The organism is Streptomyces sp. NPDC057939 (genome assembly GCF_042887545.1).
GTDB lineage: Bacteria > Actinomycetota > Actinomycetes > Streptomycetales > Streptomycetaceae > Streptomyces.
In genome coordinates this window covers 1-16,630 of the sequence record NZ_JBHVPG010000042.1, presented here as the reverse complement: position 1 = coordinate 16,630, position 16,630 = coordinate 1, and the positions used below count along the sequence as shown (strand labels likewise).

General features: G+C 72.4%; 14 protein-coding genes. 10 read left to right on the top strand and 4 right to left on the bottom strand.

Features of this window, described 5'->3' with window-relative positions:
• Window positions 1-895, bottom strand: an 895-nt coding sequence (locus ACFVS6_RS32410) for a YhjD/YihY/BrkB family envelope integrity protein (RefSeq protein ID WP_389709510.1), incomplete at its 3' end; no start/stop codon positions are given.
• 339 nt (window positions 896-1,234) lie between these two features.
• Here ACFVS6_RS32410 and ACFVS6_RS32405 point away from each other — a divergent pair.
• Window positions 1,235-1,741 (top strand): C40 family peptidase, encoded by a 507-nt coding sequence (locus tag ACFVS6_RS32405; RefSeq protein ID WP_389709508.1) that lies wholly within the window; start codon window positions 1,235-1,237, stop codon window positions 1,739-1,741.
• An 81-nt stretch (window positions 1,742-1,822) separates the two neighbouring features.
• Here the strand turns inward: ACFVS6_RS32405 and ACFVS6_RS32400 are convergent, their stop codons facing one another.
• Together ACFVS6_RS32400 and ACFVS6_RS32395 are read right to left on the bottom strand one after the other, a co-directional pair.
• Window positions 1,823-2,059 (bottom strand): chaplin, encoded by a 237-nt coding sequence (locus ACFVS6_RS32400; RefSeq protein ID WP_389709506.1) that lies wholly within the window; start codon window positions 2,057-2,059, stop codon window positions 1,823-1,825.
• 181 nt (window positions 2,060-2,240) lie between these two features.
• The gene (locus ACFVS6_RS32395; protein ID WP_389709504.1) at window positions 2,241-3,224 is read right to left on the bottom strand and encodes an aldo/keto reductase; all 984 of its coding nucleotides are present in this window, start codon (window positions 3,222-3,224) and stop codon (window positions 2,241-2,243) included.
• Window positions 3,225-3,372: 148 nt separating this feature from the next.
• Here ACFVS6_RS32395 and ACFVS6_RS32390 point away from each other — a divergent pair, with 148 nt between their 5' ends.
• Window positions 3,373-3,963: a TetR family transcriptional regulator gene (locus tag ACFVS6_RS32390; protein ID WP_389709502.1), complete on the top strand. Its 591-nt coding sequence runs from the start codon at window positions 3,373-3,375 to the stop codon at window positions 3,961-3,963.
• A gap of 48 nt (window positions 3,964-4,011) precedes the next feature.
• Here the strand turns inward: ACFVS6_RS32390 and ACFVS6_RS32385 are convergent, their stop codons facing one another.
• On the bottom strand, window positions 4,012-5,691 hold the full coding sequence (locus ACFVS6_RS32385) for a BCCT family transporter (RefSeq protein WP_389709500.1): 1,680 nt from the start codon (window positions 5,689-5,691) through the stop codon (window positions 4,012-4,014).
• 243 nt (window positions 5,692-5,934) lie between these two features.
• On the opposite strand from ACFVS6_RS32385, the gene ACFVS6_RS32380 reads away from it, so the two are divergent.
• From ACFVS6_RS32380 to ACFVS6_RS32345, 8 genes are all read left to right on the top strand, one after another.
• On the top strand, window positions 5,935-7,215 hold the full coding sequence (locus tag ACFVS6_RS32380) for a chloride channel protein (RefSeq protein ID WP_389709499.1): 1,281 nt from the start codon (window positions 5,935-5,937) through the stop codon (window positions 7,213-7,215).
• Window positions 7,216-7,300: 85 nt separating this feature from the next.
• Entirely contained in the window at window positions 7,301-8,608 is a 1,308-nt protein-coding gene (locus tag ACFVS6_RS32375; RefSeq protein ID WP_389709497.1) for an ion channel protein, read from the top strand.
• Window positions 8,609-8,827: 219 nt separating this feature from the next.
• Window positions 8,828-10,405: an aldehyde dehydrogenase family protein gene (locus ACFVS6_RS32370; protein ID WP_389709496.1), complete on the top strand. Its 1,578-nt coding sequence runs from the start codon at window positions 8,828-8,830 to the stop codon at window positions 10,403-10,405.
• A gap of 16 nt (window positions 10,406-10,421) precedes the next feature.
• Window positions 10,422-11,999, top strand: a complete 1,578-nt coding sequence (locus ACFVS6_RS32365; RefSeq protein WP_389709494.1) for a GMC family oxidoreductase — start codon at window positions 10,422-10,424, stop codon at window positions 11,997-11,999.
• Window positions 12,000-12,052: 53 nt separating this feature from the next.
• A complete protein-coding gene (locus tag ACFVS6_RS32360; RefSeq protein WP_389709622.1) occupies window positions 12,053-13,147 on the top strand; it encodes a glycine betaine/L-proline ABC transporter ATP-binding protein in 1,095 nt (364 codons plus the stop codon).
• Between the two features lie 178 nt (window positions 13,148-13,325).
• Window positions 13,326-15,248, top strand: coding sequence for an ABC transporter permease subunit (locus ACFVS6_RS32355; RefSeq protein WP_389709620.1), 1,923 nt, complete (start codon window positions 13,326-13,328; stop codon window positions 15,246-15,248).
• 139 nt (window positions 15,249-15,387) lie between these two features.
• The gene (locus ACFVS6_RS32350; RefSeq protein ID WP_389709618.1) at window positions 15,388-16,269 is read left to right on the top strand and encodes an ABC transporter substrate-binding protein; all 882 of its coding nucleotides are present in this window, start codon (window positions 15,388-15,390) and stop codon (window positions 16,267-16,269) included.
• Between the two features lie 143 nt (window positions 16,270-16,412).
• On the top strand, window positions 16,413-16,568 hold the full coding sequence (locus ACFVS6_RS32345) for a DUF6131 family protein (RefSeq protein WP_389709616.1): 156 nt from the start codon (window positions 16,413-16,415) through the stop codon (window positions 16,566-16,568).
• The last annotated feature ends 62 nt before the right edge of the window (window positions 16,569-16,630 follow it).

The window sequence follows — 16,630 nt, the reverse complement described above, 5'->3', positions numbered from 1 at the left end:
CCCCTCGGCGGGGGCCCGGGGGGGGGGGGGGGGGCCCGCCCCCCCCCCCCCCCCGGGGGTCCGCCGGTGTGCCGAGCCGTTGTACGGCCCGCCGCTCGTGGGCGAGTACGTAGCCCAGGGCGATGCCGACGGTGACGACGACGAAGAACCCGATCAGCCAGGACAGCACGACGAAGACGAGCCCCAGTCCGCCGAACTGCTCCAGGCTCCGGTCGACGGCCCGCGGCATGTAGTACCGCGACCCGAGCGTGACGGCCTGCGCCCCGACGGCGACGAGGACCGCGCCGGGCAGCAGCGGCAGCCACGGCACCCGGGAGCCGAGCAGCAGGTGCTGGGTCCACCACCACAGCAGCGTGCCGCTGATCAGGGAGACGAACGCCCCGACGACCCGGCCGGCGCCGAACGCGTCCTGGACCGGTCCCTGGAAGAGCAGCGCGGTCATCCACACGCCCAGCCAGGCGACCCACCGCCAGGCGGCGAGCCGGGCTCCGGCCTTCGGCAGGTGCCAAGACCGTTCGCAGGTCGTCTGGAGGGCTCGGCTGCACGCGGTGGCGGACAGCAGGGTCACGATCACTCCCAGGGCGCCGCTGCCCGCGACGACCGCCGTGTCGCCGGCGGCGTACACCGCGCGGACCTGGTCGAGGGCCGCGTCCGTCATGCCCAGGGTGGTGCTGATCGTCCTGATGAGCTCCTGGCGCATCCACTCGGGGGCGAGCGCGCCGATCACGAACAGCGCGGGGATCGCCCCGAGGAAGGCCTGTGCGGCCAAACGGGTGGCGCAGTCCAGTACGTGGATCCGTGCGAGCTGTTCCAGGACCCGGCCGAGGAACGGCGCGTAGGTGCGCATCCAGCCCGGCACGGCGAAGCGACGCGGCGAGAGGCGCGTTCCGGGCACGGTGACGGCTCCTTCCGGGGGAACGGGCGCCCTTGGCCTGCGGTCGCGCCGTCCAGGAGCAGGATGCGGGATCGCGCACGGCGCGGCACCTCGGGCCCGCGCTTCCCGCGACGAGGGGGCGGCGAAGGACCCGCGAAGGCCGGCCACCACCGGGCGTTTTTCCATATGTTCGCGAATCCGTTACAGAACCGATACATCTGTACCCATGTCCGGACCTGAATTTCGGGCGGCTTCGGAGAAAACTGTCCGCCGTTGCGCCCCAGGAATCACATCCGAGAAAGCAGGACCTTCACAGGTATCCGACCGACCTCAAGTCCACCCGAATGCGGAGGTATCACGATGTCCGTCTGCAGGAATGACTCCCATAAAGCCCGAGAGGCTCTCCGAGTTGTCCGCCGCACCGCCGGATTCCGTCCCCCTCGCCTTTTTCTGCTTCTCTGCCTGCTGACCGCGGGCACGCTGGCCGGCCCGGTATCACCGGCGGAAGCGGCCACGCCGTACGGCGCCAAAGCAGTGGCCGTGGCGGCCTCGAAGGAAGGTTCCCCTTATGCGCGCGGCGCCATGGGACCGAAAAGGTTCGACTGCTCGGGACTGACGCTGTATTCGTTCCGTAAAGTCGGGAAACAGCTCCCCCGCACCGCCGAGCAGCAGTACGAGCACACTTCCCACGTATCCCGCGACAAACGCGCATTGGGTGATCTTGTGTTCTTCCCGCAGGGCTCGACCATGGAGCACGTGGGCATTTATGCCGGCCACGACAAGATCTGGCACGCCCCCCGCCCGGGCACCCGCGTAAGACTGGAACGCATTTGGAGCAATAACGTTCGCTACGGCCGGGCCGGTTGACGGAAGGACGACATGGGGAGGCCCCGGCCCCTCCCGGAGCCGCCCGGACGGGGCGGACGGGAAGGGCCGGGGCCGGGGGAATCAGCCGTTGTAGCAGACGTTCCCGACAGCCGGGTTCAGGAGACCGATCACGTTCACGCTGTTGCCGCAGATGTTGATCGGCACGTGGACCGGAACCTGGATCAGGTTGCCCGACAGGACGCCGGGAGAGCCGAAGGCGATCCCGTCGGCGTTGGCGTCGGCCGACGCCGCCGACGCACCGCCCATGACCGCCAGGCCGACCGCCAGGGCAAGACCCGCACTCTTCCACACTCGCATCACGCGTACTTCTCCTCGCAACTGCCGCAGCGACGCGCCTGCGCGCCGCACGGCCCCGGGTCGGGGCCGTCCCCCTCTCTTCGGCAGCATCGGGCGTCGAGCACCGCCCCGGGACGCCGCTTTCCCCCTAAGGAGTGCCGCTGGGCCCCTGATCGGGCGTATCGCGCCCGCCCGGATCCGATCAGCCGTTCAGGCCCTTCATCAGCTCGGGCGCGTAGCGGTCGCCCGAGGCCACGCCCAGCGGGGCCACGGCCTCGATGCGGGCGAGGTCCGCGTCGGAGACCTCCACCGCGATGGCGGCGACGTTCTCCTCCAGGTACCGGCGGCGCTTGGTGCCCGGGATCGGCACCGCGCCCTGGCGCAGCGTCCAGGCGAGGGCGAGCTGGGAGGGGGTGACGCCCTTCTCGGCCGCCAGGCTGCGGAGCAGGTCGACGACGGCGAGGTTCCGGTCGAAGTTCTCGCCCTGGAAGCGGGGGTCCGTTCGGCGGAAGTCGTCGGCCGCGAAGTCGTCGGGGGTGGTGATGGCGCCGGAGAGGAAGCCGCGCCCGAGCGGCGAGTAGGCGACGAGGCCGATCCCGAGTTCGTCGAGGGCGGTGCGGACGCCGTCCTGCTCGATGCCGCGCTCGAAGAGGCTGTACTCCGTCTGCACCGCGGTCAGCGGGTGCACGGCGTGCGCCCGTCGGATGGTGGCGGGCGCGGCCTCGCACAGGCCGATGTGGCGCACCTTGCCGGCCGCGACGAGCTCCGCCATGGCGCCGACGCTCTCCTCGACGGGGACCTGCGGGTCGATGCGGTGCAGGTAGTAGAGGTCGATGTGGTCGGTGCCCAGGTGGCGCAGCGACCGGTCCACGGAGCGGCGGATGTACTCAGGGGTGGCGTTGTGGCCGCGGAAGGCGCCCTCGTCGGTGAACTCGACGCCCGTCTTCGTGGCGACGACGGCGGACTCGCGGCGGCCGGCGAGGGCCCTGCCGAGCAGTTGCTCGTTGCGGAAGGGGCCGTAGCCCTCCGCGGTGTCCAGAAGGGTCACGCCCAGTTCCAGGGCCCGGTCGATGGTGGCGAGCGACTCGGTGTCGTCGGTCGCGCCGTAGTGGGCGCTCATGCCCATCAGGCCGAGTCCTTCGGCGCCGACCTTCAGGCCCTGGCCGCCCAGTGCGCGCACGTCCATGGCGATCCTCCTCGTGGTGTCCGGTGCCGCCCGGCGGTGTCCGTGCGTCCGGTGGGTGAAAACAAAAGTAACTAACTGGATAGGTAGAGCATGCACACATCGGGCGCAGCATGTCAATAACTGGATAGTTACTTGCTAGGCTGCCGGTATGGCACGGGACTCCAGCGCAACCAAGGCACGGCTGCTCGACGCCGCCTTCTCCGAGTTCGCGGCGCACGGCATCGCCGGGGCGCGGGTGGACCGGATCGCCGAGGCGGCCCAGGCGAACAAGCGGCTCATCTACGTCTACTTCGGCAACAAGGAGCAGCTCTTCGACGTCGTGCTCCAGCGCGCGCTGGAGGCGGGCTCGGAGTCCGTCCCCTTCCGCGCCGAGGACCTGCCGGGGTACGCGGGGGCGGTCTTCGACCACCTGGTCGAACGGCCGGACCTGATGCGCCTGGTGTTGTGGAAACAGTTGGAGCGGCCGGGCTCCACGCCCGCCGAGGCCGAGTCCTACACCGCCAAGATCGGCGTGGTGGAACGGGCCCAGGCGGCCGGGTACGTCGATCCGGCGATCGACCCCGTCGACCTCCTCGTGTTGGTCATGGGTCTGTCCCAGGCCTGGTTCGGCGCGCTCGGCGGACCCGCGGCCGGGAGCGCGGGCACGGATTGGCCCCGGGAGCGGCTGGCCCGCCACCGCGAGGCCGTGGTGGAGTCCGTACGACGCATGACGACGCCGCCCGGGGAGCCGGTCGGCTGAGGTGCCCGACAGCCCGGCGGGCCGGGGCGTCGGGCGGGCGGGCGGTCGTTACGGCGTGTCCTCCAACGGGGACGGCCGGCCGGCGTCCGGTTCGGGGCCGGTGCCGGGACCGATGCGGAGCTCGAAATCGCCGTCGTACTCCTCGTGACCGGCGACCACCGCCTGCGCGACGGCCTCCTCGCCCATCTCGCCCCGGACGATCAGCGGGTCCCTGCGCAGGTCGCGCATGAGGGCAACGCACATGCCGATCATCACCACGGTGAAGGGGGCCGCCACGAGGATCGTCAGGTTCTGCAGTCCGGCGAGCGCGTCCCCCTTGCCGTTGCCGATGAGCAGCATGACGGCCGCGACGGCACCGGTGACCACGCCCCAGAAGACGACGACGAGCCGGGACGGCTCGAACGTGCCCTTCTGGGAGAGCGTGCCCATCACGATGGAGGCGGCGTCCGCACCCGACACGAAGAAGATGCCGACGAGGACCATCACCAACAGGCTCATCACGGTCGGGATGGGGAACTGCTGGAGCAGACCGAAGAGTTGCCCCTCGGGCGTGCTCTCGCCGCCGAGCCGGCCGCCCTCCTGGAGCTTCATCGCCGTACCGCCGAAGATGGCGAACCACACCAGGCTGACGGTGCTCGGGACGAGGATGACCCCGCCGATGAACTGGCGGATCGTACGGCCGCGGCTGATGCGGGCGATGAACATGCCGACGAACGGGGTCCAGGAGATCCACCAGGCCCAGTAGAAGACCGTCCAACTGCCCAGCCAGGTGGCGACCTCGCCGGCCCCGGTGGCCTCGGTGCGTCCGATGAGCTGCGGCAGGTCGCCCAGGTAGGCGCCCAGGGAGGTGGGGAGCAGGTCGAGCACGATGATCGTCGGACCGGCGATGAACACGAAGACGGCCAGCACCAGGGCGAGGACCATGTTGATGTTCGACAGCCATTGGATGCCGCGCTCGACGCCGGAGACCGCGGAGGCCACGAAGGCGACGGTGAGCACGGCGATGACGCCGACGAGGAGGCCGGTGCTGACCTTGTCCATCCACCCCAGTTCCCGGAACCCGCTGCCGATCTGCAGGGCGCCCAGGCCCAGTGAGGCGGCCGAGCCGAAGAGGGTGGCGAAGATGGCCAGGATGTCGATGACGCGGCCCGCCGCGCCGTGCGCGTGCCGTTCGCCGATCAGGGGCTCGAAGACGGCGCTGATCGTCTGGCGGCGCCCGCGCCGGAACGTGCTGTAGGCGATCGCGAGACCGACGACGGCGTAGATCGCCCAGGGGTGGAGCGTCCAGTGGAAGAGGGTGGTCGCCATCGCCGTCTGCATGCGCTCGGCGGAATCGACGGGGTGGGTGCCGGGCGGGGGCTTGTCGTAGTGGGCCAGCGGCTCGCTCACGCCGTAGAACATCAGCCCGATGCCCATGCCGGCGCTGAACATCATCGCGACCCAGGACACGGTGCGGAACTCGGGGTCCTCGCCCTCACGGCCGAGGCTGATCCGGCCGTAGCGGCTGATGGCCAGCCACAGCGCGAACACGACGAAGCCGCTGGCGGCGAGCATGAAGGCCCAGCCGCCGTTGTGGATGAGCCCCTTCAGCAGGCTGCTCGACACGCTTTCCAGCGAGTCGGTGGCCAGGGCGCCCCAGAGCACGAAGGCGAGCGTCAGGACCGCCGTGACGCCGAAGACCACCGTGTCCGTACGGGAGCGGGGGGCGGCCGGTGGCTCTTTCGACAACGAGGTCCCCTCTCACGCGTGACCTCGTTCGCCGCGGCCACGCAGGAACGTTTGCGTGGATACCTGACCTATCACGCTTCTGGGGCAGAACCGGGCTCATCCCCACCGACGGCGGGCACGCCGCCCGACGGTTGGCCCAGTCGGGGGCGGTTTCGGCGCGGCCGTCGCGATGTCCGGGGCGGCGCGGCGGACGCGGTTCAGTCTCGGACGGGACGTGAACCACGGCTGGGCGGAGGTCCACGCATGCCCGGTGCTCCCCGCGGCGGACCGGCCCTCTACCTCGTGGGGGCCCTGGCCGGGTGCGTCGTCGGACTGGTCGGCGGGAGCTTCCGCTGGTTCCTGGAACGGGCCGACGTGCTGCGCGGCTCGCTGCTGGACGCCTCGCAGGAGCTGGGCGTCGCCGGTCGGCTGGTCCCGGTCGCCCTCGCGGCGGTGGGCGCCGCCGTCGCCTGCGCGATCGCCCGGCGGGTGCCGGCCGCAGCCGGGAGCGGCATCCAGGACGTCGAGGCCGTGTGGCGCGGCGAACGGGAGCCGCCGGGCCTGCTGCCGCTCCTGCCGGCCAAGTTCGTGGGCGGCGTGATCGCCATGGGCTCGGGCCTCCTCCTCGGCAGGGAGGGGCCGACGGTGCACATGGGCGCCGCGATCGGCACCGAGGCGGGACGTCGTGCGCGCATGAGCGGGCGGGACGTCACCCTGCTGCACACCTCACTGGCCGGGGCCGGCCTCGCCGTGGCGTTCACCGCCCCGCTCGGCGGAGTGGTGTTCGTCCTCGAGGAGGTCACGAGGAAGGTCGGGGCCCGCCTGGTCCTGCTCACCCTCATCGGGACCGCCACCGCCGTCGGCTGCGCGCAGCTGATGCTGGGCGACCGGCCCGTCTTCGCGATGCCCGACCCGGCGGCGCCGCCCCTGTCGCTACTGCCGGTCTTCCTGCTGCTGGGCGCGGCCACCGGCGTGCTGGGGGTGGGGTACAGCCGCCTGGTGGTCGGCGCCCTGTCCTTCTGCGACGGCGTCACCCGGATCGGGCCCGTGGCGCGGGCGGCCGTCATCGGTGCCGTCGTGGGCCTGCTGCTGGGCATCGACCCGTCGCTCGGCGGCGGCGGGGAGCAGTTGAGCGGGCTGCTGGTGAACGGCGAGGTGCCGGTGGTCACCGTGCTGGCGGGGTATCTGGTGGTGCGCTTCGTGGCCGGGCCGCTCAGCTACGCGGCCGGCGCACCGGGCGGCCTGTTCGCCCCGCTGCTCGCGTTGGGCGCCCTGTGGGGGGCCCTCGTACAGGGCCTCGCGGCTCCCGTGCTGCCGGGCGGGACGGGAGCGGCGGCGTTCGCGGCCGTCGGGATGGCGGCGCTGTTCGCCGCGGTGGTGCGCGCGCCCCTGACCGGCGTGGTGCTCGTGGTCGAGATGACGGGGGCGACCTCGCTGCTCGTTCCGCTGCTCGCGGCCTGTTTCGCCGCGACGCTGACCGCCGACCGGTTGGGGAGCGTGCCGGTGTACGACACCCTGCGGTTGCGCATGACGCGGTCGTCCTGACCCCGCTGCGGCCTTCCCGGGACGGAACCCACCACAGGCTTCCGATTTGACGGGTTTTAGGGTGATTGACCGTTACGTTGATCCGGTGACCGCCCCCGCACCGCCCGCCGCTCCCCCGCCGACCTCCCCCGCCAGGGCCCTGCTCCCGCTGGTCCTGCCCGCCCTCGTGGTCGGCGTGGGCTCCAGCCTGCTGCTCACCGGGGTGAGCGAGCTGGCCGACCTGCTGAAGAACGTCCTGTGGGAGACCCTCCCCGACGCGATCGGGGTGGGCCGCTGGTCCGTCGCGTGGACCATGGCCGTCCTGACGGCGACCGGCCTCGCGGTCGGGCTCGTGGTGTGGAGGGTCCCCGGGCACGCGGGGCCGGATCCGGCGACCACCGGCCTGGTCGACCCGCCGCTGCCGCCCGCGGTGATCCCCGGACTGCTGCTGGCGACCACGCTGTCGCTGGCCGGCGGCGTGAGCCTCGGCCCGGAGAATCCGATCACCGCCGCGAACATCGCCCTCGCCTTCTGGCTGGGCCGCAAGTTCATGCCCGCCGGCGCACCGCAGGTGTGGGTGGGACTGGGCGCCGCGGGGACCGTCGGAGCGCTGTTCGGAACCCCGGTCGCGGCCGTGCTGATCCTCACCGAGTCGATGGTGTCGGGGCCCCGGCAGCCACCGGCGGTGCCTGGCGGGAAGCCGCCCACGCTGTGGGACCAGCTCTTCGCCCCGCTGATCGCCGCGGGGGCGGGCGCCCTGACGAGCAGGTTGATCGACGCGCCCGTCTTCGGGCTGCCGCTGCCGCCGTTCTCGGGCCCGGGCTGGGCGGACCTGGTCGGCGCGCTGGTGGTCTCCTCGATCGCGGCCGCCATCGCGATGACGGCCGTCTACGCCTTCCCGTACGTCCACCGCGCCTTCCAGTTGCTGCCCCACCCGGTGCTCTCGCTGACCCTGGGCGGCGTGGTGCTGGGCCTGCTCGCGGCGCTCGGGGGACGGCTGACCCTGTTCAAGGGCCTGGAGGAGATGGGCGAGCTGGCGGCCGATCCGGCCGCGTACTCCGTCGGCGCGCTGATCCTGATGACCGTGGTGAAACTGGCGGCCGTCCTGGTCGCCAGCGGCTCCGGGTTCCGCGGCGGCCGGATCTTCCCGTCCGTCTTCGCCGGGGCGGCGCTCGGTTTCGCGGTCTCCGCCCTGGTGCCCTCCGTGCAGCCGGCGGTCGCGGTGAGCTGCTCGGTGCTCGGCGTGCTGCTGGCCGTCACCCGGCAGGGCTGGGTGAGCCTGTTCACAGCGGCCATCCTGGCCCCGGACCCGGGGCTGCTGCCGCTCCTGTGCGTGGCGCTGCTCCCCGGCTGGCTGCTGGTCAGCGGGCGTCCGCAGATGCAGCTGACCAAGGCCGGCGTACCGCTGCGCTGATCCGGCGCGGCGCAGGTCCGGCGTACCTCCCCGCCGGACCGGCGCGCCCGCGTTCCGGTACCGCGCCGGCAGGGCGCCGCGCACGCGGCTCCCGCCGCTTCGCCCGCTCCCGCCGCCGCCCGGCCCGCTCACGTCGCCCGCTCAGGGCCGCCGGCTCCCGCCCCGCCGCACGCAGTCACACCGATCGCCGAGAGTGACACCCGTCACTTCGAGTGACGAATGGGACATGACCCGCGGCGCGCGGGGCAAGCGAGGTACTTGCCAGCTCACCGCGGGTCCGCCGCGGTGGCACAAGCGGAGGTACAGCGCGTCGTGTCGGAGCGAAAGACCATCTACACAGCCGGGACATGGCGGTCCGCGGCCTCGGGAGCGACCAGGGAGATTCTGGATCCGGCGGACGGATCCGTCCTCGCCGTCGTGGCCGAGGGCGGCACCGCCGATGTCGACGCCGCCGTGAGCGCGGCCCGTGACGCATTCGACCTGGGCCCGTGGCGCACCGTGCCGGCCCGCGAGCGGGCGGCGCTGCTGCACCGCACCGCGGACCTGCTGCGGCGCGACCGCGACCGCATCGGTCTCATGGAGAGCCTGGACGCGGGCAAGACCCTCGAAGAGGGCCGCGCGGACGTGGACTGCGTCATCGACGCGTTCCGCTACTTCGCCGGCCTCGTCGCCGGGGAGGACGCGGGCCGGGTCGTGGACGCCGGTGACCCCGACATCCACAGCGTCGTCGTCCACGAGCCGGTCGGGGTCTGCGCCCTGATCACCCCGTGGAACTACCCGCTGCTCCAGGCGAGCTGGAAGATGGCCCCGGCGCTGGCCGCGGGCAACACCTTCGTCATCAAGCCGAGCGAGATCACCCCGCTGACCACGGTCGCCCTGATGGAGCTCCTGGCGGAGGCCGGTCTGCCCGACGGGGTGGCCAACCTGGTCACCGGGGCGGGCGACCCGGTGGGCGCCCGTATGTCCTCCCATCCCGACGTCGACCTGGTGTCCTTCACCGGCGGACTCGTCAGCGGTACGAAGGTCATGCGAGCGGCGGCCGAAACGGTCAAGAAGGTCGCCCTCGAACTCGGCGGCAAGAACCCCAACGTCGTCTTCGCCGACGCCTGCGCCACCGACGAGGGCTTCGACACCGCCGTCGACCAGGCTCTGAACGCCGCGTTCATCCACAGCGGCCAGGTCTGCTCGGCCGGCTCGCGCCTCATCGTCGAGGAGTCGGTGCACGAGCGCTTCGTCGCCGAGCTCGCCCGCCGCGCCGATCGCATCCGCATCGGCCGCGGCACCGACCCGGGCGTCGAGTGCGGCCCGCTCGTCTCGGCCACGCAGCGGGAACGCACCGAGTCCCACGTCGCGGACGCGCTCGCCGAGGGCGCCGTACTGCGCGCCGGCGGCGAACGCCCCGACGGCCCCGGCTTCTTCTACCGACCCACCGTCCTCGACCACTGCCACCGGCGGATGCGCGTCGTGCGCGAGGAGGTGTTCGGCCCGGTGCTGACCGTGGAGACCTTCCGGAGCGAGGAGGAGGCCGTCGCCCTCGCCAACGACACCGAGTACGGGCTCGCCGGCGGCGTCTGGACGTCCGACGCGGGCCGCGCCCGCCGGGTCGCCGGCCGCATGCGGCACGGCACCGTCTGGATCAACGACTTCCACCCGTACCTGCCGCAGGCCGAATGGGGCGGCTTCGGAAAGTCCGGCACCGGGCGCGAGCTCGGACCGTCCGGGCTGGCCGAGTACCGCGAGTCCAAGCACGTGTACCAGAACCTCGCCCCGCGCCCCGTGCGCTGGTTCGCGGGTTGAGGAGGCAGGAGCAGACATGAGCACCACCACCCCCCGCCATCAGGACCGACCGGCGTCCGACGAAGCCCCGACCGTGACGGAGTACGACTACGTCATCGTCGGCGGCGGCACCGCCGGCTCCGTGATCGCCTCCCGGCTCACCGAGGACCCCGACGTCACCGTCGCCGTCATCGAGGGCGGACCGAGCGACGTCGACCGCCCCGACGTGCTCACGCTGCGCCGCTGGATGGGCCTGCTCGGCGGCGAACTCGACTACGACTACCCCACCACCGAGCAGCCGCGCGGGAACTCGTACATCCGGCACAGCCGGGCCCGCGTCCTCGGCGGCTGCTCGTCGCACAACACCCTCATCGCCTTCAAGCCGCTCCCCTCCGACTGGGACGAGTGGTCCGAGGCGGGCGCCGAGGGCTGGCACGCCGCGGCCATGGACCCGTACTTCGACCGGCTCCTCAACAACGTCGTGCCCGTCGCCGAGGAGGACCGCAACGCCATCGCCCGCGACTTCGTGGACGCCGCCCAGGAGGCCCTGGGCGTGCCGGTCGTCGAGGGGTTCAACCGCAAGCCGTTCCACGAGGGCGCCGGGTTCTTCGACCTCGCCTACCACCCGGAGACCAACAAGCGGTCCTCCGCCTCGGTGGCGTACCTCCACCCGGTCATGGACGAGCGGCCCAACCTGCGCATCCTGCTGGAGACCTGGGCGTACCGCCTGGAGCTGGACGGGACGCGGGTGCGCGGCGTCCACGTCCGCTCGGCGGACGGTGCCCGGTCGCTGGTCACCGCCCGGCGCGAGGTGGTCGTCTGCGCGGGCGCGGTGGACACCCCCCGGCTGCTGCTGCACTCGGGCATAGGCCCCCGCGAGGACCTCCAGGCCCTCGGGATCCCCCCGGTCCACGACCTGCCCGGCGTCGGCGAGAACCTCCTCGACCACCCGGAGTCGGTGATCGTGTGGGAGACGGACGGTCCGATACCCGAGAACTCGGCGATGGACAGCGACGCCGGCCTGTTCGTGCGGCGCGACCCCGACTCCCCGGGTCCCGACCTGATGTTCCACTTCTACCAGATCCCGTTCACCGACAACCCGGAGCGGCTGGGCTACGAACGCCCGGCGCACGGCGTCTCGTTGACCCCCAACATCCCCAAGCCCCGCAGCCGCGGCCGTCTCTACCTGACCAGTGCGGACCCCGAGGTCAAACCGGCCCTCGACTTCCGCTACTTCACGGACGAGGACGACTACGACGGCCGGACCCTGGTGGACGGCATCAAGCTGGCCCGCCGGATCGCCGCGACCGAGCCGCTGGCCGGCTGGCTGCGCCGCGAGGTGTGCCCGGGACCGGAGATCACCGACGACGAGGCGCTCAGCGCCTACGCCCGTTCGGTCGCGCACACCGTCTACCACCCCGCCGGCACCTGCCGGATGGGCGCTGCGGACGACGAGGAGGCGGTGGTGGGGCCGGACCTGAAGGTCCGGGGCCTCGACGGCATCCGCATCGCCGACGCCTCCGTCTTCCCGACGATGCCCGCGGTCAACCCGATGATCGGAGTACTCATGGTCGGCGAAAAGGCTGCCGAGCTGCTGGGCGGTGAGGTCCTGTGACCACCACCGGTCCTGGCAGTACCGACGGTTCCGGCATCATCGCCGGTTCCGACATCGCCGCCCCGCCCGGGGCCGGCACCGCGCCCGAGGGCGCCGGCGCTCCCGTGTTCGGCGTCCGGGGCCTGTGGAAGGTCTTCGGGCCCGACCGGAAGGCCGCCCTGGTCCCCGGCTCCGAGGACGCCGCGCTGCCGGCCGCGGAACTGCGCGAGCGGACCGGCTGCACCGCCGCCGTCCGTGACGTCACCTTCGACGTCCGCAAGGGGGAGGTGTTCGTCGTCATGGGCCTGTCCGGCTCCGGCAAGTCCACCCTCGTGCGCTGTCTGACCCGGCTGATCGAGCCCACGGCGGGATCGCTCTCCATCGACGGTGAGGACGTCCTCGCCATGGACGCGGGCCGGTTGCGCGAACTGCGCCGCCACCGGGCCGCCATGGTCTTCCAGCACTTCGGGCTGCTGCCGCACCGCACCGTCCTCGACAACGTCGCCTACGGCCTGGAGATCCAGGGCATGAACCGTACGGAGCGGCGCGCGCGGGCGGCCGAGATGGTGGCCAAGGTCGGACTCGAAGGCCTGGAGTCCCGCCGGCCCGGCCAGTTGTCCGGAGGCCAGCAGCAGCGCGTCGGCCTCGCCCGCGCGCTGGCCGCCGACCCCGAAGTGCTCCTCTTCGACGAGCCGTTCAGCGCCCTCGACCCGCTGATCCGGCGCGAGATGCAGGAGGAGGTGGCCCGGCTCCACCACGAGGAGGGCCGCACGATGGTCTTCATCACCCACGACCTGGCGGAGGCGCTGCGCCTCGGTGACCGGATCGCGCTGATGCGCGACGGCCGCATCGTGCAGCTCGGCACGCCGGAGGAGATCGTGGGATCGCCCGCCGACGACTACGTACGGGACTTCGTCCGCGACGTGCCGCGCGAGCAGGTGCTCACCGTTCGCGGCGCGATGCGTCCTGCGGCGGCCGGCGAGGACGCCCAGGGGGTCGCGCTCGCTCCGACCACCACGGTCGCCGAGGCCATCGAGGCCGTCGCCCGCAGCGGCGCGCCGGCGCGGGTCGTCGACCGGGGCCGGTGCCTGGGCGTCGTCGACGACGCCGCACTGCTCGCGGTGGTGGCCGGCCTGCCGGCCCCGGCCGGACGGGGGGTGGCGGCATGACGCGCCGACCCCGTCGCACCGACACCGACACCGGGAGGTGGTGCGGATGACCACGACGACGAGACCCGTACGTGAGCCCGGCCGCCGGGACCGCGCAGGCGACCCCGGGAAGCCGGACGGGAACCGGGGCCCCGCCCGACCCGGCTCCGCCGTCTCCCCCGGCAGCCGCCTCAAGGCGATGCTCCACCACCGCGCCGGCCGCAGGGTCCTGCCCCTCGCAGTCGCCGCGCTGGTGCTGATCCCGCTCGCCATGGCCTTCCCCGGCTCCGGCAGCTGGCCCGCGGCCCTGTCCGTGGACCTCTCCGGGCCGCTGGGCCGGGCCGGCGACTGGATCGTCGACCACCGCGACGGCCACCCGCTCTTCCTCTACTTCTTCGGACACATCAGCAACGCCGTCGTCCTTTCCGTGCGCGCGGTGTACGTCGTCCTGCTCGCCGCGGGCTGGACCGGCGTCACCGCGCTGGCCGGACTCGTTGCGCTGCGCCTGGCGGGCGTACGGCTCGCCCTGACCTGTGTGGCGGCGTTCGCCGCCTGCGGGCTCCTGGGCATGTGGGTACCGACGATGCAGACCCTCGCGCTGATGGTCGTCGCCGTCTCCGTGTCCGTCGTCGTCGGCGCCCTGCTCGGCCTCGCCGCCGGGCTGTCGTCGCGCGCGGACCGACTGCTGCGGCCCGTCCTGGACACCATGCAGGTGCTGCCCGCCTTCGCGTACCTGCTGCCGATGGTGCTGGTCTTCGGCATCGGCGTGCCCGCCGCGGTCCTGGCGACCGTGGTGTACGCGGCCCCGCCGATGGCCCGGCTCACCGCCCTGGGCCTGCGCGGGGCGGACGCCGGGGTGCTGGAGGCCTCGACCTCCCTCGGCGCGACCGGACGCCAGCGGCTGCTGACCGCACGGCTCCCGCTCGCCCGCGGACAGCTCCTGCTCGGCGTCAACCAGGCCATCATGATGGCCCTTTCGATGGCCGTCATCGCCTCGGTGATCGGTGCGGGCGGTCTCGGCGACCGGGTCTACCAGGCCCTCGCCTCCGTCGACGTCGGCGCGGCGCTCGCCGCCGGCATCCCCATCGTGCTGCTCGCCGTGGTCCTCGACCGCACCGCCGACGCGGCGGGCCGCCGCCTGGGCGGCACTCCGGTTCCCCCGGAGGAACAGCCGCTGCTGCGCAGGGTGTTCGCGGGCTGGTACGGACGCCTGCTCACCGTGCTCACCGCCGTCGCCGCCGCCGTGGTGGGTCACATGGCGGGAACGACGCTGTGGCCCGGGTCCTGGACCGTGCCGATCGCGGACCCCGTGAACCGCGCGGTCGCCTGGATGACCGACCACCTCTACTCCGGGGTGCCCGTGGTCGGCGGCACCGCCGACTGGGCGGCCCGCTTCACCGGCTGGATCCTCGACCCGCTGCGCGGCGGCCTGCAGGCCGCTCCCTGGTGGGCGCTGCTGCTGCTGACCGGGGCGATCGGCGTCCTCGTCGGCACCTGGCGGACGGCCCTGACCGCGGTCCTCGCGCTGGCCGCGATCGGCGTCCTCGGGGTGTGGGAGCCCTCCCTCGACACCCTGTCCCAGGTGCTGGCGGCCGTCGCCGTCACCCTGGTGCTCGGTTTCGCGATCTCGGTCGGCGCCGCCCGCAGTCCGCGGGCTCAGCGACTGCTGCGGCCGGTGCTCGACGTCTGCCAGACCATGCCGCAGTTCGTCTACCTGATCCCGGTCGTCGCACTGTTCGGCGTCGGTCGGGCGCCCGCCGCGGCCGCCGCGGTCGTGTACGCGCTGCCCGCCGTCGTCCGCATCACCACACAGGGGCTCCTCGACGTGAACCCCGCCGCCGTGGAGTCGGCCCGCTCGCTGGGCGCGACCGGCTCGCAGCAGTTGTGGCAGGTCCGGCTGCCGTTGGCCCGGCCCGCGTTGCTGCTGGCGGTCAACCAGGCCGTGGTCCTCGTACTCGCCGTGGTCATCATCGGTGGCCTGGTGGGTGGCGGCGCGCTCGGCTACGACGTCGTCCTCGGCCTCGCCCAGGGCGACCTGGCGACCGGTCTGGTCGCCGGCGCGGCGATCGTCTGCCTCGGTCTGATGCTCGACCGCGTCACCCAGCCCGCGAAGGAGGCCTGACATGAACGAGATCGACCACACGGACCGCTCCGGCTTCCAGGGCCGCTCCGGCCTCCGGGGCCGCCGCGGTCGCCGGGCCGCCGCCGCGTTCGCCGCGGGTACGGCCCTCGCCCTGCTCACCGGCTGCGGCGCTGCCGACATGACCCGTCAGGCCTCCCCCTACGCGGCCGCCCAGGGCGCGAAGACGGTCACCCTGTCCGTGCAGTCCTGGGTCGGGGCCCAGGCGAACACCGCCGTCGCCTCGTACCTGCTCGAACACGAGCTGGGCTACCGCGTGGACACGGTCCAGGTCGACGAGGTCCCGGCGTGGGACGCGCTCAGCCAGGGCCGGGTCGACGCGATCCTGGAGGACTGGGGCCACCCCGAGCAGGAGAAGCGGTACGTCGAGAACAAGAAGACCATCACCCCGGGCGGTGACCTGGGCGTCACCGGTCACATCGGATGGTTCGTGCCGACGTACTTCGCCGAGGAGCATCCGGACGTCACCGACTGGAAGAACCTCGACAAGTACGCCGACCAGTTGCGGACGCCCGAGAGCCGTGGCAAGGGGCAGCTGATGGACGGCTCGCCGTCGTACGTCACGAACGACAAGGCGTTGGTGAAGAACCTCGGGCTGGACTTCGAGGTGGTCTTCGCCGGCTCCGAGGCAGCTCAGATCACCCAGATCAAGCAGTTCGCGAAGGAACGCAAGCCGTTCCTCACCTACTGGTACAAGCCGCAGTGGCTGTTCGAGCGGGTCCCGATGACGGAGGTGAAGCTGCCCGAGTACAAGGAGGGCTGCGACGCCGACCCGGAGAAGGTGGCCTGCGCGTACCCGCACACCCCGCTGCAGAAGTACCTGAACACGCGCTTCGCGGAGAAGGGCGGGGCGGCGGCCTCGTTCCTGAAGAAGTTCCGCTGGTCGGTCGAGGAGCAGAACGAGGTGTCGCTGATGATCGCCGAGGAGAAGATGGCGCCGGCCGAGGCGGCGAAGAAGTGGGTGGAGCGCAACGAGGACACCTGGCGGGCGTGGGTGAACTGAGGGCCACGCGCCGTTCGGGGGGCGCCCCGATCCGTGGGTGTGCGGGGCCCGATAGCGGGTAGGCGCAGCACGTGATCACCTCCGTGACCGCTCCGGACGTGCCCACCACCCGGATGAAGCATCAAGAGAATTCGGAGGGCAACATGATCGTCATCGGCCTCATTCTGCTCATCATCGGCTTCGTCACCGGCATCAGCATCCTGTGGACCATCGGCATCATCCTTCTCGTCGTCGGGGCGATCCTTTGGATCATCGGTTCCCTCGGCCACGCCGTCGGTGGACGCAAGCACTACTGGTAGGGACCGGGGCATCGGTCACCGATAGGACCGGGGCATCGGTCACGACCAGTCCTCCGTAGGTG